This window comes from Corynebacterium sanguinis (genome assembly GCF_007641235.1).
GTDB lineage: Bacteria > Actinomycetota > Actinomycetes > Mycobacteriales > Mycobacteriaceae > Corynebacterium > Corynebacterium sanguinis.
Window position 1 is genome coordinate 545,050 of sequence record NZ_CP038157.1, and the last position, 22,065, is coordinate 567,114.

23 protein-coding genes are annotated in these 22,065 nt (G+C 67.7%); 3 read left to right on the forward strand and 20 right to left on the reverse strand.

Annotated elements, in window-relative coordinates:
- Positions 1 to 2: 2 nt before the first annotated feature.
- Positions 3 to 914, forward strand: coding sequence for an AEC family transporter (locus tag E3227_RS02690; protein WP_144317456.1), 912 nt, complete (start codon positions 3 to 5; stop codon positions 912 to 914).
- Here E3227_RS02690 and E3227_RS02695 read toward each other — a convergent pair.
- Positions 911 to 1,222, reverse strand: a complete 312-nt coding sequence (locus tag E3227_RS02695; protein WP_144317457.1) for a DUF4229 domain-containing protein — start codon at positions 1,220 to 1,222, stop codon at positions 911 to 913. The genes E3227_RS02690 and E3227_RS02695 overlap by 4 nt on opposite strands.
- Positions 1,223 to 1,266: 44 nt before the next feature.
- Here E3227_RS02695 and E3227_RS02700 point away from each other — a divergent pair, with 44 nt between their 5' ends.
- Positions 1,267 to 1,515: a hypothetical protein gene (locus E3227_RS02700; protein ID WP_136653425.1), complete on the forward strand. Its 249-nt coding sequence runs from the start codon at positions 1,267 to 1,269 to the stop codon at positions 1,513 to 1,515.
- Here E3227_RS02700 and E3227_RS02705 read toward each other — a convergent pair.
- The 19 genes from E3227_RS02705 to E3227_RS02795 all read right to left on the reverse strand — a co-directional run bounded on the left by E3227_RS02705 (position 1,512) and on the right by E3227_RS02795 (position 20,903).
- Positions 1,512 to 1,757 carry a helix-turn-helix transcriptional regulator gene (locus E3227_RS02705; RefSeq protein WP_144317458.1) on the reverse strand — a complete coding sequence of 82 codons (246 nt, stop codon included), beginning with the start codon at positions 1,755 to 1,757 and terminating at the stop codon, positions 1,512 to 1,514. The genes E3227_RS02700 and E3227_RS02705 overlap by 4 nt on opposite strands.
- A 6-nt stretch (positions 1,758 to 1,763) precedes the next feature.
- Positions 1,764 to 2,753: a UDP-glucose 4-epimerase GalE gene (gene galE, locus E3227_RS02710; RefSeq protein ID WP_144317459.1), complete on the reverse strand. Its 990-nt coding sequence runs from the start codon at positions 2,751 to 2,753 to the stop codon at positions 1,764 to 1,766.
- The gene (gene ccsB, locus E3227_RS02715) at positions 2,754 to 3,767 is read right to left on the reverse strand and encodes a c-type cytochrome biogenesis protein CcsB (protein WP_136653431.1); all 1,014 of its coding nucleotides are present in this window, start codon (positions 3,765 to 3,767) and stop codon (positions 2,754 to 2,756) included. It abuts the gene before it with no gap.
- Positions 3,768 to 3,795: 28 nt separating this feature from the next.
- Complete coding sequence (locus E3227_RS02720; protein WP_144317460.1) at positions 3,796 to 5,430, reverse strand: cytochrome c biogenesis protein ResB; 1,635 nt, start codon at positions 5,428 to 5,430, stop codon at positions 3,796 to 3,798.
- A complete protein-coding gene (locus E3227_RS02725; RefSeq protein WP_144317461.1) occupies positions 5,430 to 6,209 on the reverse strand; it encodes a cytochrome c biogenesis CcdA family protein in 780 nt (259 codons plus the stop codon). Before E3227_RS02725 ends, E3227_RS02720 begins: the two co-directional genes overlap by 1 nt.
- Positions 6,210 to 6,767 carry a TlpA disulfide reductase family protein gene (locus E3227_RS02730; RefSeq protein ID WP_246062856.1) on the reverse strand — a complete coding sequence of 186 codons (558 nt, stop codon included), beginning with the start codon at positions 6,765 to 6,767 and terminating at the stop codon, positions 6,210 to 6,212. It abuts the gene before it with no gap.
- 3 nt (positions 6,768 to 6,770) lie between these two features.
- Positions 6,771 to 7,373 carry a histidine phosphatase family protein gene (locus E3227_RS02735; protein WP_136653439.1) on the reverse strand — a complete coding sequence of 201 codons (603 nt, stop codon included), beginning with the start codon at positions 7,371 to 7,373 and terminating at the stop codon, positions 6,771 to 6,773.
- Positions 7,370 to 8,677 carry a glutamate-1-semialdehyde 2,1-aminomutase gene (gene hemL / locus E3227_RS02740; protein WP_144317462.1) on the reverse strand — a complete coding sequence of 436 codons (1,308 nt, stop codon included), beginning with the start codon at positions 8,675 to 8,677 and terminating at the stop codon, positions 7,370 to 7,372. The genes E3227_RS02735 and hemL overlap by 4 nt, the downstream gene beginning before the upstream one ends.
- Before the next feature lie 10 nt (positions 8,678 to 8,687).
- Positions 8,688 to 9,413 carry a DedA family protein gene (locus E3227_RS02745; RefSeq protein WP_144317463.1) on the reverse strand — a complete coding sequence of 242 codons (726 nt, stop codon included), beginning with the start codon at positions 9,411 to 9,413 and terminating at the stop codon, positions 8,688 to 8,690.
- Positions 9,414 to 9,434: 21 nt separating this feature from the next.
- A complete protein-coding gene (locus E3227_RS02750; RefSeq protein WP_144317464.1) occupies positions 9,435 to 10,811 on the reverse strand; it encodes a protoporphyrinogen oxidase in 1,377 nt (458 codons plus the stop codon).
- A gap of 1 nt (position 10,812) precedes the next feature.
- A complete protein-coding gene (gene hemE / locus E3227_RS02755) occupies positions 10,813 to 11,862 on the reverse strand; it encodes a uroporphyrinogen decarboxylase (protein WP_144317465.1) in 1,050 nt (349 codons plus the stop codon).
- A gap of 11 nt (positions 11,863 to 11,873) precedes the next feature.
- Positions 11,874 to 14,432 carry a heavy metal translocating P-type ATPase gene (locus E3227_RS02760; protein ID WP_144317466.1) on the reverse strand — a complete coding sequence of 853 codons (2,559 nt, stop codon included), beginning with the start codon at positions 14,430 to 14,432 and terminating at the stop codon, positions 11,874 to 11,876.
- Positions 14,429 to 14,890, reverse strand: a complete 462-nt coding sequence (locus E3227_RS02765; protein ID WP_144318571.1) for a hypothetical protein — start codon at positions 14,888 to 14,890, stop codon at positions 14,429 to 14,431. Before E3227_RS02765 ends, E3227_RS02760 begins: the two co-directional genes overlap by 4 nt.
- A gap of 13 nt (positions 14,891 to 14,903) precedes the next feature.
- Positions 14,904 to 15,494: a hypothetical protein gene (locus E3227_RS02770; protein ID WP_136653451.1), complete on the reverse strand. Its 591-nt coding sequence runs from the start codon at positions 15,492 to 15,494 to the stop codon at positions 14,904 to 14,906.
- Entirely contained in the window at positions 15,491 to 16,426 is a 936-nt protein-coding gene (gene hemB, locus E3227_RS02775) for a porphobilinogen synthase (protein WP_246062864.1), read from the reverse strand. The genes E3227_RS02770 and hemB overlap by 4 nt, the downstream gene beginning before the upstream one ends.
- Before the next feature lie 86 nt (positions 16,427 to 16,512).
- Positions 16,513 to 18,219 carry a bifunctional uroporphyrinogen-III C-methyltransferase/uroporphyrinogen-III synthase gene (locus E3227_RS02780; protein WP_144317467.1) on the reverse strand — a complete coding sequence of 569 codons (1,707 nt, stop codon included), beginning with the start codon at positions 18,217 to 18,219 and terminating at the stop codon, positions 16,513 to 16,515.
- A gap of 161 nt (positions 18,220 to 18,380) precedes the next feature.
- On the reverse strand, positions 18,381 to 19,286 hold the full coding sequence (gene hemC / locus E3227_RS02785) for a hydroxymethylbilane synthase (RefSeq protein WP_136653454.1): 906 nt from the start codon (positions 19,284 to 19,286) through the stop codon (positions 18,381 to 18,383).
- A gap of 29 nt (positions 19,287 to 19,315) precedes the next feature.
- The gene (locus E3227_RS02790) at positions 19,316 to 20,632 is read right to left on the reverse strand and encodes a glutamyl-tRNA reductase (protein ID WP_144317468.1); all 1,317 of its coding nucleotides are present in this window, start codon (positions 20,630 to 20,632) and stop codon (positions 19,316 to 19,318) included.
- A gap of 52 nt (positions 20,633 to 20,684) precedes the next feature.
- The gene (locus E3227_RS02795; RefSeq protein WP_144318573.1) at positions 20,685 to 20,903 is read right to left on the reverse strand and encodes a glutaredoxin family protein; all 219 of its coding nucleotides are present in this window, start codon (positions 20,901 to 20,903) and stop codon (positions 20,685 to 20,687) included.
- A 94-nt stretch (positions 20,904 to 20,997) separates the two neighbouring features.
- Between E3227_RS02795 and E3227_RS02800 the strand changes: the two genes are divergently transcribed.
- Positions 20,998 to 22,023 carry an HAD family hydrolase gene (locus E3227_RS02800; RefSeq protein WP_144317469.1) on the forward strand — a complete coding sequence of 342 codons (1,026 nt, stop codon included), beginning with the start codon at positions 20,998 to 21,000 and terminating at the stop codon, positions 22,021 to 22,023.
- Positions 22,024 to 22,065 lie beyond the last annotated feature (42 nt).

Here is a 22,065-nt window from a genome sequence, read left to right on the forward strand (position 1 = left end):
GAGTGCTCGACGTTCTTACCGGCTTTTCCATCATCTTCACCGTCATCGGTGTTGGTTTCGTGCTGGCTCAGCGCGGGGTCATTGGCCAGGGCGAGGCGCGGCTGCAGTTCAACCGGGTCGCGTTCTGGGCGACGACCCCTTCGCTGATTTTTTCTTCCGTCGCCACGTCGGACACGTCGGCATTCCTCTCGCCGGTCAACTTTGTGGTGTTCGGCGCAACGCTGGCCACGATGGCCATCTTCTGGGTAATTTCCACGGCCGCGTTTAAGCAGGATGTGCCGACGACGATGGCGGGGGCGGCGTCGTCAAGCTATTTCAACTCGGTGAACATGGGCCTGCCCATCGCGATTTACGTCATCGGGGATGCGACCTACGTCGTGCCGGCGCTGGTGATGCAGATGGCGGTGCTGTCGCCGTTTGTCATCGCCGGGCTCAACGCGGGGGGCGGGCGGCACGTACGCGATTCGATCGTCGCGGGCCTGACAGCCCCGATGGTGCTCGCCGCGATCGCCGGTTTCGTCGTCTCCGCGACGGATCTGACCATCCCCGAGCCGATCATGGCGCCGATCAAGATCCTCGGCGGCGCGTCCATCCCGCTGATCCTGATGAGCTTCGGCGCCTCGCTCAAGGGAACCCGAGTCCTGACCCATGGGCCAGATCGCTTGCCGACGCTCACCGCAACCGCCCTGAAACTCGCGGTCATGCCGATAGTCGCCTGGGCAATCGCCACCGCAGCGGGCCTCGAAGGCAACCACCTCTACGCGGCGGTCATCCTCGCGGCGCTGCCGACGGCACAAAACGTGTACAACTACACCGCCAACTACCGCGTCGGCGAGATCGTTGCCCGCGACACAGTCTTCCTGACCACGTTCTTGTCCATGCCGGCGATGCTGGTCATCGCCGCGGTGCTTTAGCGCTCCGCCAGCTCATCACGGATCCAGCGCTTGCGGGCGTCGCGCTGGGCGCGCCACGTGGCCAACGTCTCGACGGCCGCGACGCGCTGGCGGGAGAACAGGAACATCGACAGCGGGAACGCGACGATAAGCGCGAGCAGCGCAGACATGATCAGCGGCACGGGAGCGCCAATGGCGACAGCGAGGAGCTGGATCCCGATGGTGAGGCCGATGAACAGCAGCAGGCGCAACCCGCCGTACACCGCGATGGCCTTGTTCGCGCGGGCGCGGGCACTCGGGTCAACCTCGGGGGCATCTACTTCAGTCACACTGCGTTACCCTACCCAATGCCCCCACCCAGTATGTTGTAGGCATGGGAAGAATCTTGCTCGTGCTGCTCGTCATCCTCGCGGTGTGGATGCTGTGGCGCGCCTTTGGCCCGGGCAGCTCCGCCCGCAACAACACCGAGGCCCCGCCAGCCATCAAGGGTCCGGACGACGACGAAGAGTTCCTCTGGAACATCGAAAAGGAGCGGTTCAAGGAGCGCCGCGCACGCGAAGAAGCGGAGCGCCGCAAGCGCGAAGAGGAACAGCGCCGCAAACGCCTCGAGGACGAGGACTAAACGGGCTGGAAGGTCATCGCCAGGCCGAGCGCGGCTGCGACGGCCGCGACCTTCTCCCAGCGCACCCCGGCACCGCCGTGCTCAATGGTGTGCAGCGTCGAGCGGGACACGCCCGCGACCTCGGCAACCTCCTGCTGGAGACGCCCCGCAGCGCGTCGGGCGCACGCGATCTGCTCCCCGAGCGAGATCAGCACGGGATCTTCGCTCGCCGGCTTACCTGCCTTATTTCGCGGACCTGCCATGACTTCCTACCTTTCTGCCTCGCTGCGCAGCACACCCGGCAGCCTTTCGGCCCATTCGAGGGAGTGCCGCACGCCGTCGGCTAGCGAGAACTGCGGCTCCCAGCCCAGCACCTCGGCGGCCTTGTCGGTGCGCGCGGCGCTGCCGACGACGTCGCCGTCACGACGCGGCGCGGGACGGACATCCAGCGGGCTGCCGGTGACCTCGCCCACGGCCTCAGCCAGCTCAAACACCGTGGTGCCGGTGCCCGTGCCCAGGTTGATCACCTCGTAGTCGGCCAGCGTTGCCTGCAGCGCAGCGAGGTGGGCGCGCGCGAGGTCCCAGACGTGGACGTAGTCGCGCAGGCCCGAACCGTCACGGGTCGGCCAATCCACGCCCGTGACGTGGAAGGGCTGCCCCGCTTGCTGGGCGGTGATCATCTTGCCCAGCGCGTGGGAGGGCGCGGGGTTTTGCAGGCCGGTGCGCATCTGCGGGTCGGCGCCGATGGGGTTGAAGTAGCGCAGGGCGGTGGCGCGGATGTTGCCGGCCGCGGCGGCGTCGGCAAGCACGTGCTCGAGCATCCACTTCGACGCCGCGTACGGGCTCGTCGGGTTGACGGTGCTGGTTTCGCTGACCATGAAGTCCTCGCCGGGCTCGTACATGGCGGCGGTTGAGCTGAGCAGGACCTTTTCGATGCCGCGGGCGGAGAGGGCGTCGATAAGCGAAATCGCCCTGGCGACGTTGTTGTCGTAGTAGTACAGCGGCTTTTCGACGCTCTCCGGAACCACGATCTTGGCCGCGCAGTGAATCACAGCCTCAATGTCCGGGTGCTCGTCGACGACGCGGTTGAGCAGCGCAACATCGGCGATGTCGCCCTCGTAGTGGGCGAAGCGCTGCGCGAACGTGCGCAGGCCGGTGGAGTAGTCGTCGAGGATGACGGGCGTGATGCCACTATCGGCGCAGCAGGACGCGACCGTTGACCCGATGTAGCCGGCACCTCCGGTGACGAGGACCTTCATTTAGTTTAGCCCCGCGTACGAGTGCAGGCCGGCGATGACGGTGTTGACGTAGGTCATGTTGAAGATCGTCATAGCCAGTGCGAACACGTTGATCCACGCCGCGCGGACGTTCTTCCACCCGGCGGTGGCGCGCGCGTGAAGGTAAGCGGCGTAGAGGATCCAGGTGATCATCGAGACCGTTTCCTTCGCGTCCCAGCCCCAGAAGCGACCCCACGCCACCTCGGCCCAGATCGCGCCGAACACGATGCCGATGCCGAACAGCGGCAGGGTGATAATCGCTGTCTTGTACGTGATCTGGTCCAGCGTCTTCGCGCTCGGCAGGGGCTTGGCAATCGCGCCGAAGAAGCCACGCTCCTCGCCGCGCGGCTGCCACATACGCAACAGGTACAGCAGGGCGAACAGGCCGGAGACGATGCCGATCGACGCGCCGATAGACACCGAGGACACGTGCACCGGCAGCCAGTACGACTGCAGCGCCGGCACCACGGGCGCCGCCGCCATGTGGAACACCGTGGAGTTGAGGAACATCGCGATGATCATCGGCGAGAGCACCCACGGCCACAGCGTGTGCCAGCCCCTGCGCTGAATCACCACCGCGGCGGCGACCATCACCACCGCGGACATGAACAAGATGTACTCGTACAGGTTGCCCAGCGGGAACCGACGCGCGGCGAAACCGCGGGTAACAAACGACGCCAAGTGCAGCAGGATGCCGAACCAGACGAGCGCCTGCGTCATGTTCGCCCACTTGCGGGCACCCGAAACGCGGCGGTCGAACTCGGCCTGGTCGAACTCGGCCTTGTCGAAGTCAACCGCGCTGTCCACCACCACGTCGGGGCCGCCCGCGCCGACGGCGACTTTCTGGGCGGTTCGCGCGCGCTCGCGGCGCATGTCGATCACGCCGAACATGCGCCCGTAGTAGACGCAGGACATGATGAGGGCGACCAGGTAAATGACGAATGCGGTGCGGAACGTCAGGTCCGACAGGTCCGCCATGGTGGAGTCGACGAGCATAGGGCAAACTTACCCCAGTGCTGCGACATTAACCAAGGTCTTCTAGGTCACTTTCCTCGTCGTCGTCCTCGGCCGAGCCGCGGCCTAGGACGCGATCGGCGATCTCGTCGAACTCCGTGCCCCAGCCGGCGCGGTCGGTGCGCGCCAGACCAGCGAGTTCAACGCGGGTCGAGCCGCCCTCGGGAGCAAGGCGCACCCAGACGCGGCGGCGCTTGATGGTCACCGAGCCGATCAGCGAGCCGAGCATGACAATCGTGGTGGCCAGGGCCCAGATTTGAGTGGGGTCGCGCGAGATCTGGTAGTTGGCGTACTCAGCGGCGCCGTCGAAACGCACGGTGATCCCGCCGTCGATGGTGACCTCCTCGCCCGGGGTGAGGTTGACGCGGTCGACCTTTTGCAGCCGGCCGTCGGCGATGAGCGTCTGATCCAGGACGAAGATGTTCTGCGGCCGGCCCGTGTCCAGGCCCGCATCACCGACGTAGATGTCCACCGCCATCGCGGGGTCCGTCATCGCAGGGAAGGCGGATTGCAGCTGGTCGCCGTTCGGGCCGGTCCACTGCGCGGTCGGGGCGAACACGCCCTCGACGGCGAGCTGGTTCTCGCGCCGCTCCGTCAGGTCCGGGTACATCCCGGCGGGCGGGTCGAAGCGCATCACGCCTGAGGACAGGAAGTTCTGCACGTCGGTCGGGCGGAACTGGATCATCTGCGTGCGCGATTCCCCGTCCGGCCACGTCACCGTGACCTGCGGGGCGAAGCCGTGGCCCTGGAGGTAGACGCGGTCGCCGTTAAAACGCAGCGGGTGGTTGACCCGCAGCGTGTAGTCCTCCCACTGCGCCTTGTCCGCGGTTACGTCATCCGTGTACGAGATGTCGGAGGCGAACCCGTTTGCCTGGCCATTATTGAGGTAGTCGGCGGTGAAGTTGTGCGACTCGAAGCAGAACGGCGTCAGCCCGGTGCCGTCGAAAAGCGGGCCGGCGCGGAAGACGTCGAAGTTGGCCGGCGAGGTGTTGCAGAACTCGCGCGACTGCTCCACCGGCACCGCGTACTCGGACGCCGAGTTGGTGACCACGATGACCTGGCCCTCGTAAAACACCATGCGGCCAGCGGTGAAGGCGAGGATCATGCCGACGAGCCCGATGTGGAACAGCAGGTTCATCAGCTCGCGCGTGTACCCGCGCTCGGCAGAGATGGAGTACACCCCGGCGCGGTCCTCCTCGGGCGTGTACGTGGCCATGTTCCAGCGCTTGAGCACGGCCTTGACGTCGCGCTCGACGTCCGCCATTGGCTTATCGACGACCCCCTGAGCGTGCATCGGCATGCGCCGCAAAAACTTCGGGGCACGCGCCGGGGTCGCGCGGAACGCGCGCCAGTGCTCGATCGTGCGCGGGATGATGCAGCCGACCAACGACACCATCAGCAGCGTGACAATCGCGATGAACCACGTCGAGCCGAATACGTTGAAGAGCTGCAGCCGGTCGTAGATGGGGCCCATGGTGGGGTTGGCGGCGAGGAAGTCGTCGACAAGCGTGGCGCTGACCGAGCGCTGGGGCAACAGCGCGCCCGGGATGGCGGCGAGCGCGAGCATGAACAGCAGCACGAGCGCGGTGCGCATGCTGGTCAGCCAGTGCCAGGTCGCGCGCGCCCAACGATTAACAGTCTTCATTAGATAAAGGTCGCTCCGTATCCGACGACGAGCTGGCGCGACCAGGAGATGAAGTGATTCCACGCTCCGGTGACAAGCAGCAGCCCGACGATGATCATGAGGATCCCACCGATGAGCTGGATCGTGCGCGAGTGGCGGCGCAGGAAGTCCACGCCCGCCACGGCCCTCGCCGAGCCGAGCGCCAGCAGCAGAAAGGGCAGGCCGAGGCCCAGGCAGTAGGCGACCACGAGCGCGACGCCGCGCGCAGCGCCGACCCCCTCGGTGCCTACCGACACCGAAATGATCGCCGCCAGCGTGGGCCCGAGGCACGGCGTCCACCCGAGCGCGAACACCCCGCCGAGCAGGGGCGCGCCGAAGATGGTGGTCCACTTGCGCGGCGCAACGCGCGTGTCGCGCTGCAGCAGCGGAACCGCGCCGATAAAGACCAGGCCCATCAGGATAGTGACCACTCCCCCGGCGCGCATGAGCACATCCGCGTTGAGCGTGATCAGACTAATCGCGCCGAACACCGAGACGGTGGCCAGCAGGAACACGACGGTGAACCCGGCGACAAACAGCCCGGCGGCACCCGTCACGGCCCACTTGCGTGATGCGACGCGCGGGCCTTTGTCCCCGTACTCCATCTCGCCGCCGACAACTCCGGTGAGGTAGCTCAGGTAGCCCGGCACCAGCGGGATCACGCACGGGGAGGCGAACGAGACCAGCCCGGCGAGGGTGGCTGCGAGCAGCCCGAGCAGCAGCGGGCCCGTGAGCACGAGCTCAGAGAAGAACTCGCCCACCTACTCCCCCTCGAGCTTGTCCGTCACGGCCAGCACGTCGTCGGCGGTCACCTCGCGCAAAAACACCGCGGCGGGGCGGTGCTGTTTGTCCAGCACCACCGTCGTCGGGATCACGGAGCTGGGCACTCCGCCCAGGCTGGCGGCCGTTTTGAACGGCGGGTCGTAGATCGACGGGTAGGTCACGCCGTTGTCGATGACGAAGTCGCGGGCGATGTCCGGGTTGTAGTCGCGCACGTTGATGCCCAGCACCGTGCCCTGATCCCCTAGCGCCTCGTGAACCGCTTGGAGGTCGTCTACCTCCGCACGACACGGCGCGCACCACTGGCCCCAGGCGTTGAGCACGACGATCTTACCCTCGTAATCGCTCAAGTTGATCTGCTCGCCGGGCTCCATGAGCGATTCACCGCCGACGTTGCTCAACGGGGCACGTTCGGCCTCGTCGTAGAAGATCTCCACCTGCCCACCTGGCGAGTGGAAGGAAAAGGTCGCGCCGTTATCGGGGGCCGCGCAGCCAGCCACGAGCAGTACCGCAGCACACGGCGCGGCGAGTCGCTTCAGCATCTAGACGTCCTTCGCTGGTCGGTTGTACGACCAGTCAACAACATCTGCGCCCTCAAACACAAGCGAGGTCACGCTCGCCAAGTCGCATTCGCGGCTCAGGTGCGGCAATCGTTTGCCCTGCACGTGGCGCTGCACCGTGACGATGGGCAGCTGGTGGCTGACCACAACGGCCTCGTGGCCTTCTGCTTCGGCGCGCGCGTGCTCAACGCCGCGCAGCATGCGCTCCAGGATCTCCTCGTAGGGCTCCCCCCAGCTGGGCTCAAGCGGGTTAACCATGTGCCGCCAGCGCGGCGGGTACCACAGCTGGGAGCGCCACCCCTTGGTGCGCAGGCCCTCGAAGGTGTTGAGGGACTCGATGACGTCGTCAAGCGTGTCCACCTCGCAGCCGGTGACCTCCGCGATCGGCGCCGCCGTCTCTTGGGCGCGCTGCAGCGGGCTCGACGCGAGGTAGGTCACGTCCCGGTCGGCGAAGAACTGGGCCGTCACCGCCGCCATGGAGCGACCGCGTGCGCTCAGGTGGAACCCGGGCATGCGCCCGTAGAGCAGCTTCATTGGGTTATAGACCTCGCCGTGGCGCACGAGGTGGACGATCGTGCGGGTCATGCGCGAGCCTCAGCAGCGGCCTTGGCTGCCGTCGCCAGGGCGCGCTCGATGCGCGCCATGTCGTCTGCGGTCAGCGCCGTGGAGACGAACCACGTCTCGAACGCGCTCGGCGGGGCGTAAACGCCGCCTTCCAGCAGCGCGTGGAAGAACACCGGGTAGCGGAAAGTGTCCGCGGCCTTCATCTCCTCGAAGTTCGATCCCGGCCCCTCGGCGAAGCGGATCGAGAGCATTGCCGACGCCCGCTGCACGTGGTGCGCCACGCCCTCGCGGTCCAGCGCGGTGTGGATCAACTCCTCCAGGGTGTCCGCGTTGCGCAGCAGCACCGGGTAGATGTCCTCGCTCGCGAGGCGTAACGACGCCATCCCGGCCGCCATCGCCACCGGGTTACCACTGAGCGTTCCTGCCTGGTAGACGGGCCCGAGCGGGGCGAGCTTGTCCATAATGTCCGCGCGCCCGCCGAACGCGGCGGCCGGCAGCCCGCCGGAAACCACCTTGCCGAAGGTGGTCAGGTCGCCCGCCACGCCATCGACGCCGTACCAGCCCGAATACGATGTGCGGAACCCCGTCATCACCTCGTCGATGATGAGCAGCGCGCCGTTGTCGTGGGCGATCTCTTTGAGCGCCGCGTTGAAGCCCTCCGACGGGGCGACAGTGCCCATGTTGCCCGCCGCGGCCTCCGTGATCACCGCGGCGATCTCGCCCGGGTTCTCCGCGAACGCGTTCTTCACCGCCTCGAGGTCGTTGTAGGCGACGACGATCGTGTCGGCGGCCTGGGCGCCGGTGACGCCGGGCGAATCCGGCAGGGAGAACGTCGCCAAGCCCGAGCCCGCCGAGGCCAGCAGCGCGTCGACGTGGCCGTGGTAGCAGCCGTCGAACTTGATGATCTTCGGCCGGCCCGTGAACCCGCGCGCTAGGCGCACGGCGGACATCGTCGCCTCGGTGCCCGAGTTGACCATGCGCACCTTCTCCACGGAGGTGCGCTCGACGATCATCTCGGCGATCTCCACCTCGGCCTCGGTCGGCGCACCGAAGGACAGCCCGCCCACCAGAGCCTTTTCAACCGCCTCGAGAATTTCGGGGCGCGCGTTGCCGCACAGCATCGGGCCCCAGGAGTTGACCAGATCGACGTACTCGTTGCCGTCGACGTCGATAAGCTTCGCCCCGCTAGCTCGCTCGATGAAGCGAGCCTGGCCGCCCACCGAGCCGAACGCGCGCACCGGCGAGTTCACGCCACCCGGCGTGACTTTGAGTGCGCGGGCGAACAGTTCGGACGAGCGGGCGGTAGCGGGATTATGCACAGTCATGATGACCAGTCTAGGCCACCCGTTTCTTGCCCTGATTGCGGAAGGCAGTGAACATGATGACAACCAACAAAGCGATGGCGATCCAGTTGGCCACCCGCGCGTACTGGTTGAGGACAAACACCACCGGCTCGCCGATCTCCCAGCCGAGCCCGAAGTAGATAAACGACCACAGCGTCTTCGCGATGAAGTTCATCACCATGAACTTCCACAGCGGCATGCCCGTCATCCCCGCCAGGACGAACACGACAAACGCGATCGGCAGAGGAATCGGCAGATACGCGAGGAAAATCCCCAACCAGCCGAGCTTGAGCGCCCAGCGCTCCACCCGGGCGATGTTGCGCGCGGCGCGCTTCGACTGGCTGGCCTGGACATCGAGGATGCCCCGGCCCCACAGCTTGCCGGCCCACCAGTAGATCCAGTCGAACTTAATCGCCATAACAGAGCCAATGAGCAGGAAAAACAGCCAGTTGCCCGCCTCGCCCACCGAGGCCAGCGCGCCTGTCGACGCCGCCCCGATACGTGACCCCGTCAGCGCCAACATCACCGGCGGATCTAGGCCGAGCAGCCACGCGCGCAGCGGGATCATCGCCATGCCGAACACCCCGACGAAGGCAAACCAGCCCAGGCACCAGTAGTCCTCGCGGGTGGGCTTGCCGTTCCACGGCAGGGATTCGTCCTCCCACCACTCCTTTTCGGGTGCGGCTTCTGGGGCGTCGGCTGGATCTTGTGTGCTCACGCGCTATGAACTTACACGGGTTTAGGCTCCGGCAATGTCTGCCGCCACCCGGCGCGCGTGCGCGACGACGTCCGGCACGCCCACTCCGCTCACCCATGCGCCAACGACGTCGATACCGGGGACCGCTGCGAGGCGCGCGCGCACGCGGGCGACGGTGGAGAGGTGGGTGGCGTCGAAACGCGGCAGGCCCCCGAGCCAGCGCTGCACGTAGATCTCCTCCAGGCCCGCGGCGCGGCCGTCGAAGCCGGTGACTTTGTGCAGGTCGTCCAGGGCGGCGTCGACAAGCGTGTCCTCGTCGGCGCGCAGCGCGATGTCGTCGCCGAAGCGGCCGAAGCTCGCGCGCACGAGCGCGCCGCCGCGCGCAGCCAGGTGCGGCCACTTCCTCGAGGACAGCGTGAACGCCTTGGCCGTAAGGCCCTCCTCGTCGGCGGCGATCAGCACGCCCGAGTTGTGCGGCAGGCCCTCCTCGGTGGCGAAGCGCATGCCCACGACCACGGAGTTCGCCAGCTTGATCCCGGCCAGCTCGGACGCGGCCTCCGGCGCCGCGGCGCGCAGCAGCATCCCGGCGGTGGGGGCCGGCACGGCGAGGATGACGGTGTCGTAGACCGCGTCCTCACCGCCGGTGAGCCGGTAGCCCTCGCCCTCGCGGGTGATGCCGGAGATGAACGAGTCGACGTAGATGTCCGCACCGGATTGCTCCGCGAGTGCCTCGTAAAGCTCCTGGTAGCCGTCGCGGAAGGAGTTGAACACCGCCCCCTGGGTACCAGCGAGCTGGGCGCGGGACTCCTCCAGGTTCTTCACCGCCGTCGACAGGTGCACCGGGGCGCCGCCGGTGGCCAGCCGGTCGAGCTCGGCGGCGAGCTGCGGCACGGTCGCGCGCACGCCGAGGTCGTCGGCGCTGCAGGAGTACACGCCGCCCAGCAGCGCGGAGACAACCCGGTCCGCGACTTCGTCGCCGTAACGGGCCCGCACGAGCTCGCCGACGCTGCGGTCGCCCTCTGTGTCCCAGGTGAAGCCCGGGGCGGTGGATTCGGCGTCGATACGCGAGGCGGTCTCGGCGGAAACTAGGTGCGCGACCGCCTGCCCAGACGACGGGATGCCCATCACGCCGCCGCGCGGCAGCGGTTTGGCGCTGCCGCCGGTGTAGACGAGCGAGCCGAGCCCCGAGGGCTCCACCAGCGAGCCGGTCAGACCGAGCTCAGCGACGAAGTCGACCATGTCGGCTCGGCGCGCCAGAAACGCCTCCGCGCCCATGTCGGTCGGGCCCGCCTCGAAGGCGACGGTGTGCAGCTTGCCGCCGATGCGGTCGGTGGCCTCGTAGACGTCGACGTCGTGCTCGCGCAGCTCGTAGGCCGCGGTCAGCCCGGCCAGCCCCGCCCCGACGATCGCGATACGCACCCTATGCCTCCTCGTGGATCATCGCGACGGCCTCGGTAATCGCATCCGCGTCCGTCGTCGGCAGCACCCCGTGGCCGAGGTTGAAGATGTGGCCGGTGGCGTCGCCACGCTCGATCGCGCGCGCCGCCTCCTCCTTGATGCGGCGCACCTCGCCGCGCACCACCTCGGGCCCGGCGAAGAGGATCGCGGGATCCAGGTTGCCCTGCAGCACCCGTGGTGTGGCGAAACGCCGCGCGGCCACGTCCAGCGGCACGCGCCAATCGACACCCATGACCTCGCTGCCCGCCTCGCTCATCGCGCCGAGCAGCTCGCCGGTGGCCACGCCGAAGTGAATGCGCGGGATCTCGCCCTCGACGGAGCGCAGAATCTCCACGGAGTAGGGCAGGACGTGCTCGCGGTAGTCGCGCTCGGTGAGGAACCCGGCCCAGGAATCGAACAGCTGCATCGCGTCGATGCCCGCGGTGACCTGCGTACGCAAGAACGCCACGATCGTGGGCACCAGCTTCTCCATCAGCGCGTGCCACGTCTCAGGCTCGCCGTGCATCATCGCCTTGGTCTTCTCGTGGTTCTTCGACGGCCCGCCCTCAACGAGGTAGCTGGCCAGTGTAAACGGCGCGCCGACGAACCCGATCAGCGCCTGGGCGTCGGTGAGCTCGTCGAGGATGATGCGGATGCCGCGCGCGACCTCCTCGACGTCGCCCTCGAGCACGGGCAGCTTATCGACGTCCTCCCGACTGCGCACCGCCTGCCCCATCACGGGACCGCGGCCGGGGACAATCTCCACATCCACGCCGGCGGCCTTGAGCGGCACCACGATGTCGGAGAACAAAATCGCGGCGTCAACGTCGTGGCGGCGCACCGGCTGGAGGGTGATCTCTGCGAGCAGCTCCGGTATGAAGCAGGAGTCCAGCATAGCGATTCCTTCGCGCACCTGCCGGTACTCGGGCAGCGAGCGGCCCGCCTGGCGCATGAACCACACCGGGGTCCGCGTCGGGGTACGCCCGTAGGCTGCGTCGATGATCGGGGCGTGTGTCAACTCACGACTAGTCATATAGGTGGAGTCTACAGCGGGAAGCGACGCGCCCGAGCCGAGCGTGCCTCAATGATGAGCGTGCAGCCCAGCATCACCAGCGTCGCGCCCATCGGGGGCAGCACGCCGGCGACCGCCAGCGCGATGGCGGCGATGTTGTAAATCCACGCGAACAGCATGTTCGAGTCGATGATGCCGCACACCCGGCGCGCCAAGGCGATGAGCTGAGGCACCGCCATGACGTCGTCACGCAAGAGCACGACCTCGGCGTTTTCGGCGACCTTGCTCAGGCGGCTGTCGATGGCCTTGTCGCTGGCGTAGAGGATGCCCACGTCGGCAACGCGTAGCACGCCCATGACCGTGTGGTCGCCCACCATCGCCACCGTCGCACCCTGGGTGTGCAGAGCGCGCACCGCGCCCGGCTTGTCGGCGGCGCGCACGCCCGCAAGCACGTTGGACACCCCGAGGAAGTCGGCGAAGCGCCGCGCCACCGGGTAGGTGTCGCGGGTGAGCATCACCGTTTCCACGCCCATGTCCTCGAGGCGCTCAACGGCGTCGATGGCGTCGGGCTTCACCGGGTCGTAGAAGGTGATCACGCCGCGGTCCTTGCCCCTGTAGCGCACCACGATGGGGGTGCCGCCGCTGGTCGCGGCGACGGCCAAGCGGCCGCGCAGACGCGACAGGTCCGTCGGGCGCCACAGCGAGGCCTCGATGACCTCCGTGCGCTCCTCGCCGTCGTCTTCCTCAAACGTGAGCGTGAGCCGGCCAGCGAACTCCCCGTCGGCGCTGTCGACCTCGTTGCTCAGCTCGATCCACGTCGGCAGCGACGCGTCCTTCGAGCGCGTGTCCCGGGATTCGCGGGCGGATTTGACCAGCGCCTTCGCCATCGGGTTGTCCGACTCTACCGCCAGCACGGACGCGACGCGCAGCACAATGTCGGGGTCCTCACCGCGCTCCGCGGTCACCGTTTCCACCTGCATCTCCGGCGTGGCCAGGGTGCCCACCCGGTTGAACACCGCCGTGTCCGTCGTCTCCAGCACGCGGAACGTGTGGCCGTCGCGAAGCAAAATGCCGTTCCGGGCGGCCGATTCAATGCCGAGGCGCAGCGCCAGCGCCGGCGAGATCGCCAGCGCGACCGGGGCGACCACCGCGAGGATGGCCAGCGCGGTGGAAAAGGCCTTGTTGAAGTCGCCCGTGATCAGCAACCAGATCAGGAAATCCGCCCCGGCAATGAAGTAGGCCGCGGGGATGAGCAGGCTGGCCGAGCGCGTCGAGAGCATGGTGGCAACGTTCTCGCGCTTCGAGGCATCCTCGACCCACTTGTGCACGACGGCCCACCGTGTGGCGTGGCCAGTACGCGCGACGCGCACCTTCACCGTGCCGGACTTGATCAGCTCACCGGAGTAGATGCGCGAACCGACTTTGGCTTCAAGCAATTCGCGCGTGTTGATCAGCGGCGAGCGCAGCATGCACGAGCCGCCGACGATGTCGCCGTCGACGGGAATGATGTCGCCGGGGCCCAGGACCACGTCGTCGCCGCGGTTGAGCTCGGAGGCAGGAAGCTGCTCCTTGACCACCTTGCCGGAGGTGCGGCCGCGCCGGATGACCGTGAACTCGCGGTTCGGGTCGGGCCGGCGCCGCTCCATGTCCTCAAGCAGGTAAGAGCGCACGCGGATTGAGTTGTAGCGGCCCACCAGCAACAGGGCTGTGACACCGCAAGCGACGTCGAGGAAGAGCTCGATGCCGTCGCCGCGGCGGGTGGGCAGCCATTCGCCGCTGGATTGCCAGCCGATGTCTCCCGCGCGTGTAAACAGCAGCGCGCACAGGGCCCACAGGAACGAGGCGATCACCGCGATCGAGCTCGCCCCGTCGAGCGCGGAAATGCCGCGGCGCACGCCTCCGGCCATCGCGCGGTGGAACGGCCAAGCGCACCACAGCGCCACCGGGGTGGCAAGCGCCAGGCACACCCACTGCCAGCCGGCAAACTGCGCCTGGGGCACGTAGCTCATCACCAGCACGGGGATGGTGAGCAGGACCGCGACCCACATGCGCAGCGGGGTGACCAGGTCGCGGGCGGTAAACAGCAGGTCGGTTTGGGAGCGCGGCGAGCGTTCGAAGTCGCCGCGCATGAATCCCGCCGCCCGCTTCTCGCTCAAGGACAACTCTTCGAAGCGGCGCAGTCGGCGCATCTTGCCCGTCATGCCGCGGGTGCCGCGGCGTGGCATCGGGTGGTCGGTTGCGCGCCTGCCCACGGCGCGGCGGCGCAGCGTCGAGTCCGTCATCCGCGCCTGCACGCCGAACTCCGCGATGACCGCGGTGATACGTGCCGGGTCCATGCCCTCGGGGGCGGTGATCCACGCCGTCGCTGAGGGGTAGACGAGACGTGCCGAGACGCCGTCGATACGCTCTAGCGCTTCTTCGATATCGCACAGCTGCGGGGCGTCCTCGAGGCCGGTGAGCTCGAAAGCGTAGGAAGTGCGTGGGAAAGTCCCCGCCTCATCGCCCACCTCGTGCGGGGTGTCCGGGTCGAACCCTGCCACAATCGCGGCCTGGCGAGCCTCCGCGATCGAGCGTTCGAGTGCCTCCCTCACGGCCGCTCCACGAACTGGTTAGCGGCGGGGCGGAACATGAAAAACACCGCGAAGGTCAGCGCGACCACGATGGCAAACGACGCCCACGAGGTGACCTGGATGACAAACGCGGCGAGGTTGATGAAGATCGCCAGCGCGATAAACCCGCACGCCCACCCGCGGGCCCCCTTGAGCCCCTTGGGAAACTGTGCCGCGGCAACGACCATGCACAACGCCAGCACGATGTTGCCCAGCGCGGTGACGCGCGTGTTGCGCATAAACGCCTCGCGGAACTGCTCATCACCGGCCTCCGGGAAGCCCGCGGTCAACAGGACCATTCCCGTGACCAGCATCAACACCGCTGCCGCGATGATGAGCCAGTAGGAGGTGCGTAGGGCGGGCGGCCACTCCTCGCCCGTGTACGGGCGCGCGGGACGGCGGTTGGGGTCGTTGGTACCTCCCACCATTGTGGGGAACATGCCTGCCACTGCCCTACCCGTCCTTCTTGGTGTCGTGGGACAACGCCTCGTGGATTTCCTTCCGGGAAGCGTAGATCAGCCCGCACGCCGCCGCCACACCGATGATGATTTGGACAACGCCGAGAACCGCCGTAAAGCCCACGGGAAGCTGCGTCGCCCCCGCCACCGCCGCCGGGGCGATGACCACCAGCAGGGTGCGGATGACAAAGAAGATGGAAAACACCGTCAAGAGGCGGCGCGCCGCATCGGCCCATTTCTGGCCACGCGCCACCGCGCGCAGGGCGAACGCCAGCAGGACCATGATGAGCAGCTGAAACAGCGTCATGATGGCGATCGAGGTATACGTGCTCATCGTCAGCATCATGTCCGAGACCTCCTGGCCGCGGTTGCGGGCGGCGTCGGCGGCCGCCTGGCGCAGCGCCGAGGGGTCGAGGATCAGGCCGACGGAGTTGGTCAGCTGGTGCACGAGCTCGCCGAACACCATCACCGACCAGCTCCCCAGCAGGTAGCGCATCGTGTCCGCGCCGCGCGGCTTCTTCCCGACGCCACTGATATGGCTCGGGCTGTCCGGGTTCTGCGGCTTCAGCGGCGGGATCGAGGTCATCGCAGGATCCTCGCGGCGTCGACGGCGAAGTAGGTCAGGATCTGGTCCGCGCCGGCGCGCTTGATCGAGGTCAGCGACTCCAGCATCGTCGCCTCCAGATCGACCCAGCCGTTACGGCCCGCGGCCTGAATCATCGCGTACTCGCCGGAGACCTGGTACGCCGCCACCGGCACGGGGGAGAACTCGGCGATGCGGGCCAGAACGTCGAGGTACGCCATCGCCGGTTTGACCATGACGAAGTCCGCGCCCTCATCGATATCGAGCTGCGCCTCCAGCAAGGACTCGCGCGCGTTCGCGGGATCTTGCTGGTAGGTGCGGCGATCGCCGTGTAACGACGACCCCACGGCCTCACGAAACGGCCCAAAGAAGGCAGAAGCGTACTTCGCGGAGTAGGCCATGATCGCAACGTCGGTGAAGCCCTCGGCGTCGAGCGCGCTGCGGATCATGCTCACCTGGCCGTCCATCATGCCTGAGGGGCTGACCACGTGCGCACCGGCGCGCGCCTGGGCCACGGCCATGCGCGCATAGCAGTCGAGGGTGGCGTCGTTAAGCACGACCTGGCGCTTTTCGTCGACAATCCCGCAGTGGCCGTGGTCAGTGAACTCGTCAAGGCAGGTATCGGCCATGATCACGAGGTCGTCGCCGAACTCCTCGCGCAGGGCTCGGATGCCGCGGTTGAGCACCCCGTCCTCGGCCCAGCCGACCGAGCCGGTGGCGTCCTTGTCGGAATCGAGCGGCACGCCAAACAGGTCGATACAGCGCACCCCCGCTTCGAGAGCCTCGTACGCGGTGGCCTTGAGGGAGTCCAGCGTGTGCTGGTATTGGCCCGGCATGGACGAAATCTCGCGCTCGGAGTCCAGGCCGTCGGCGTAGAACATCGGGTAAATCAGATCGCTGGCGCCCACCCGCGTCTCGGCGACAAGCTCCCGCATGGCGGGGGTAGTGCGCAGGCGGCGTGGGCGGCGGCGGATCTCGTTAGCAAAAGACACGGAACCCAGTCTAGGCCCTTGGGCGGACACTACTCGCCGGCCGCCTTCCGACGCACGCGGCGCTTTTTGCGGGGAGGCGGCAGCTGGCCGGTGGCGCGCAGGCCGGCGACGTGCTCAGCGAGGGCGTTGACAAGCGAAGGCACGTCGGCGACCTCGGGCACGACGTCGACACGCAGGCCCTGCTCGCGCGCCTCGGCGGCCGCCATCGGGCCGATCGCGGCGATGATCGTGCGCTGGTGGGGCTTGCCGGCGATGCCGACGAGGTTCTTCACCGTGGAGGCCGAGGTGAAGCACACCGCGTCGAAGCCTCCCGACTTGATCATGTCACGCACCTCGAGCGGCGGCGGCGCCGCGCGCACGGTCCGGTAGGCGACCACATCGTCGACTTCCCAGCCGAGGTCGACCAGGCCGTCGACGAGCACGTCCGTGCCGAGGTCAGCGCGCGGCAAGAGCACCCGCGAAACGGGGTCGATGTCCTCGACGTACTCGGGGAAAATCTCCACCAGGCCGTGGGCGTTCTGCTTCGTGCGGTGCGGGATGAGCTCCGGCAGCATGCCACGGGCGCGCAGCGCGTCGCCGGTCTTCTGCCCCACGGCGGCGAGGTGAACGCCGGCGAACGAGCGGGCGTCGAGGCCGAGCTCCTCGAACTTGTCCCACACCGCGTCCACCGCATTCGTCGAGGTGAACACGATCCACTGGTAGCGGCCCTCAACAATGCCCTTGATCGCGCGGTCCATCTGCGCCGGGTTGCGCGGCGGCTCCATGGAAATCGTCGGCACCGACTGCGGGATCGCGCCGTAGGTGGACAGCCGCGCGTTCATCGGCCCTGCCTGCTCCTTCGCGCGCGGGACCAGCACCCGCCAGCCGTACAGGGGGCGGTTTTCCCACCACGAGTACTTGGAGCGGTCATCGACCGCCGTGCCGATGGTGACAACCAGGTTGCCCTCCAAGTCGGCGTCGATCTTGCCGATCGTCTCCAGCGTCGCGTCGAAGGTGCGCTGCAGGCGCGTCGTGCCGTTCGTGGTCACCGTCAGCGACGTCGAGGGGGAGAAACCGCGCTCGATGAGCTCTGCGGAGATGAGCGGCAACTGCTCCGCCACCGCCTGCAGCACCAGGGGCTGCGGGGCGTGGGCCAGGCCCTCCCAGTCGACGGGCTCATTCGACAGGTCCGCCTCGGTGTACGTCGAACCGAGAGCGATGCCAGCAAACGAGGGCACCGTCGACGGCAGAGACATGCCGGGCACGACCTGGAACTCTAACCCGGCCGACGCCACGGCCGAGATCTCCTCTTTCACAGCGTCGCGGGTCAGCGGGTTGCCGCTGACCAGGCGGATCACGTCGCCGTCGCCGGCCTCACCGCGCTCAATCGCGGCGCCCGCGCGCTCCAGCCCGTCCTTTAAGATCTCGACGATGCCCGCGCCCGGGTTGCCCACCTCCTGGATCTCCGCGGCGGTCGGGTCGGCCGGGCGCGGCGGCTTGCGGCGCGCGCCGGCTTCGCGGGCCTCGGCGCACATCTGCTCATAACGCTCATTGGCTTCCTTGAGCTTCGCCTGCGGCACCGGCAGCTTGGAGGCGATAACGTCACGCACCCCCTGAAGGACATCGGGGTCAACGACGGCGATAGAGTTAGACTCCATCACCTCGCGGGCGCGGATCGTCAGCAGATCTGGGTTGCCCGGGCCTGCGCCAACGAAGATGATCTTCCCCGGCTGGGGCGTGGTGGAGGGCAGAGTCATAAAAAGGTTCTTTTCTTTAAAAAAGGCGTAAGCGTAACCCCGGCAGCCGGGGCCGACTAAACGGACCCCGCATGCTCCGGGATTTCTCGACGTATGGTAGTTACACCTTAAAGTGAATCCGCCGGGAATCAAAAACCCGGCCGTTTACCCTCCCCGTGGCGCTACGTCATGAGCTCGGCCGCGCCCGACTCAAGGAGCGTCGAGGCGAGCTCTCGCCCGAGCCCCCGCGCCGCCTCGCGGTCAAGCACATCCGGGAGGCGGACCGAGCCCGTTTCCACCAGCTGGCGCGAGCCGTCGAGGGCGAACACCCCGGCGCGCAGCGTCAGCACACCGTCGTCGTACGCGGCGTGCGCGGCGACCGGCGCCGTGCACCCGGCCTCGAGGGTGGCCAACACGTGGCGCTCCGCGGAGATCTGCAGCGCGGCGGTGGTGTCCATCAGCGGGTCGAGCACCGCGCGCGTTGCGGCGTCGTCACTGCGGCACTCCACGGCGAGAGCTCCCTGGGCAGGGGCGGGCAGGAACGTGGTGGCGTCGAAAAGCTGCGTGGCGCGATCACCGTAGCCGGCGCGCGACAGGCCCGCGTAGGCGAGCACGATGGCGTCGAGCTCGCCGCTGGTGACTCGCCCCATGCGGGATTCGATGTTGCCGCGCAGCGGGCGGATGTCCAAGTCGGGGCGCATCGCCTTGAGCTGGGAGATGCGCCGCGGTGCGGAGGTGCCCACGCGCGCACCCTGCGGGAGGTCGGCAAGCTGCATGTTGTCGCGGGCAATCAGCGCCTCGCGGTTGTCCTCGCGGGTCGGGACCACAATGTGGGCGCGGGGCTCGTCGGCCGTGGGCAGGTCCTTGAACGAGTGGACCGCGATCTCGACCTCGCCGCGGAACAGCGCGTCGCGCAGGGCGGAGGTGAACACGCCTACGCCGATACGCTCGACCGGGGCCTGCGACAGGTCACCGGGCGTGGTCACGATGGTCAGCTCGGCGTCGTGGCCGGCGGCGATGATCTCGTCGCGGACGTGGCCGGCCTGCGTCGTGGCCAGGTGCGAGCCTCGGGTTCCAATGTGCAGCATAAGGTGTCCTTTTCTCCCCTGTTAAAAGCTTATTCCGTGATCTCACTGAGCTTGGGCAGGCGCTGCGCGTCGATCGCCACGGAGCTGCGGCCTAAGCCGAAAAGCTCCTCGATGGCCGTTTCCACGCTCACCGTATCCGAGGTCGCCGCGAGCTCCTTGATCTTCACCGTCGGCGTGTGCAAGATCTTGTCGACGACCCGCCGAACCGTGCGGGAGACCTGGTCGAAGTCCTCCTCGCTTAGGTCCGGCACCCGCGCGCGCAGCCGGGCGAGCTCCCCGTCGGTAACCTCGCTGGCCGCCTTGCGCAGCTGCGCCACGGCGGGCCCGACCTCGCGCACGCGCTGGCGGGAGCTGAAGTTGCTGACCTCCTCGGCGACGATCGCCTCGGCGGCGGCGCGCGAGCGGGAATCCTTGGCGTCGCTCTCGCGCATGCGCTGGTGCAGGTATTCGATGTTGACCAGGTGCACGCCGTCGCGCTCGGTGACGGCGTCCTCGATGTCGCGCGGCAGCGACAAGTCAGCGAGCATAACGGGCCCGGAGATGTCTTCCGCCGTGATGGTGAACTCATCGCTCGCGGTCGCGGAGACGGCGATGTCGACCCGGGCCAGCGCCCCGGCGCGGGAGTTGAAGTCCACGACCTCCGCCGGCACGCCCGCCTCGCGGGAGTGCTCGGCGAGGCGTTCGGCGCGCGAGCGGGTGCGGTTAGCGATGATCAGGTTGTTAATCCCGCGTTTGCCCAGGTGCGTCGCCGCCAGCGAGGCCATGGCCCCGGCGCCGAGGACTAAGGCGGTCTTGCCCGTGAAATCCTCCACGCCCATAATCTTCATCGCCTCCTCCAGTGCGAGGGTGACCATGGAGGCGCCGGCGTCGTCGATCTCCGTTTCCGTGTGCACGCGCTTGCCGGTATAGAGCGCGGATTGCGCCAGCGAGTGCAGGCCGGGGCCGACTGTGCCGCGCACGGTGGCATCTTGGTAGCTGGAGCGGACCTGGCCGATGATCTGCTGCTCTCCCACCACCATCGAGTCCAGGCCGGAGGCGACCGTCATCATGTGCTCGGCCGCCGCGTCGGCGTAGCGGACATACAGGTAGGAGCGCAGCTCCCCTTCCTCCACCCCAGACTTGTCCGCGAGCACGCTGAGCACGTCCTCGACGCCGGAGTGGAAGGAGTTGGTTACCGCATACACTTCGAGGCGGTTGCAGGTCGAGATAATCATCGCCTCGGACAGCGAGGGCTGGCTGACCAACGCGGTTGTCGTCTCCGTCTGCACGGTGTCGTCCATGCTGAGGCGCTCAAGTAACGCGACGGGTGCCGAGCGATGCGACATCCCTACGACGAGAACACTCACACAAACTCCTCCGGAAAATACTTTCTCGAGATCAAACTAAAGGATAGCCCAGCTAGCTTGCGAGCTCGGCGGCGAGGTCGGCGTTGTCTACTTCCCAGCAGGCGAACTCCTCGCCGTCGATCACGACCACGGGCACGCGGTCGCCGTATTCGGCAGCGATCTCGGCGTCCGTGTCGACGTAGACAAGCGTCAGCGTCGCGCCCGCCGCCTCGACGATCGGGGCGATCTGGCGCGCGACGCGGTCGCAGGAACCGCATGTGGCGCGAACCATCAGCTCGACGTTTTTCACAGTGCTCCTTAACGGGCCTTGGTCACGGTACGGTTGTTTACGCTACTCCGTCCCCGACGAAAGGCTGTAGACGACTATGAGCGCGGACTCCGCACACCGCCCAGGCAGGGAATTCCTCGCGCAGTGGTCGGCGTCGCATGGCAACGTCCGCCGCTTCTTGGAAGAGCTCGCTGTGCCGCCGCTTGACGACGCCTCACAGCGCGCCGCCGGCGAAGCCGCAGCTGCCGCCGCCATTGAAGAAACGTTTGGGCTCAGCATCGACGAGTTCACCCTTGGGGTCGACACCGTTGGCGGCGCATTCGCCACCGCCGGCGCGGCGAGGGTCACCCAGCCGGACCCCGACGTGCCGCAGGACGCCGAGGCGGCAGCGTTTTTCGATATCGACAACACCCTGATCCAGGGCTCGTCGCTCGTGCTGCTCGGCCGGGGGCTGGCGAAGAAACGCATGATCACGTTGCGCGAGCTGCTGCCCGGACTGACCAAGCAGTTGCGCTACCGCGTCTTCGGCTCGGAGAAAACCTCCGACATCGCCAGCGGCCGCGCCCACGCACTGGGCCTGGCCCGCGGCAAGAAGGTCAGCGATTTGCTCGAGCTAGCCGACGACATAGTCGACCACCAAATCCTTGGCCGGGCGTTCGACCCGACGTTGCAGTTGGCCCACATGCACCTCGCCGCTGGCCAGCAGGTGTGGCTCGTCTCGGCCACCCCGGTGCAGATCGGCCAGGCGCTCGCCGCGCGCCTCGGGTTCACGGGCGCGCTGGGCACCGTCGCGGAGGCGGAAGACGGCGTGTTTACCGGGCGGCTGGTCGGCGACATCCTGCACGGGCCCGGAAAGCGCCACGCAGTGGCCGCGCTCGCGGCGCTGCAGCAGCTCGACTTAAAGCAGTGCACCGCGTACTCGGACAGCATCAACGACATCCCCATGTTGTCGATGGTGGGCACGCCCGTGGCGGTCAACCCCGATCGCGCGCTGCGCAAACACGCCCAGGACAAGGGGTGGGAGATCCGCGACTACCGCTCCGTGCGCAAGGCGGCGGTTCCGGCGACGGTGGCCGTGGTCTTTGCTGCCGCGGGGGCGTGGGCGCTGTGGCGCACGAAATAAGGCCCACGGCCCTTGGGTAAGGGCTGTGGGCCTAAAGCGGCA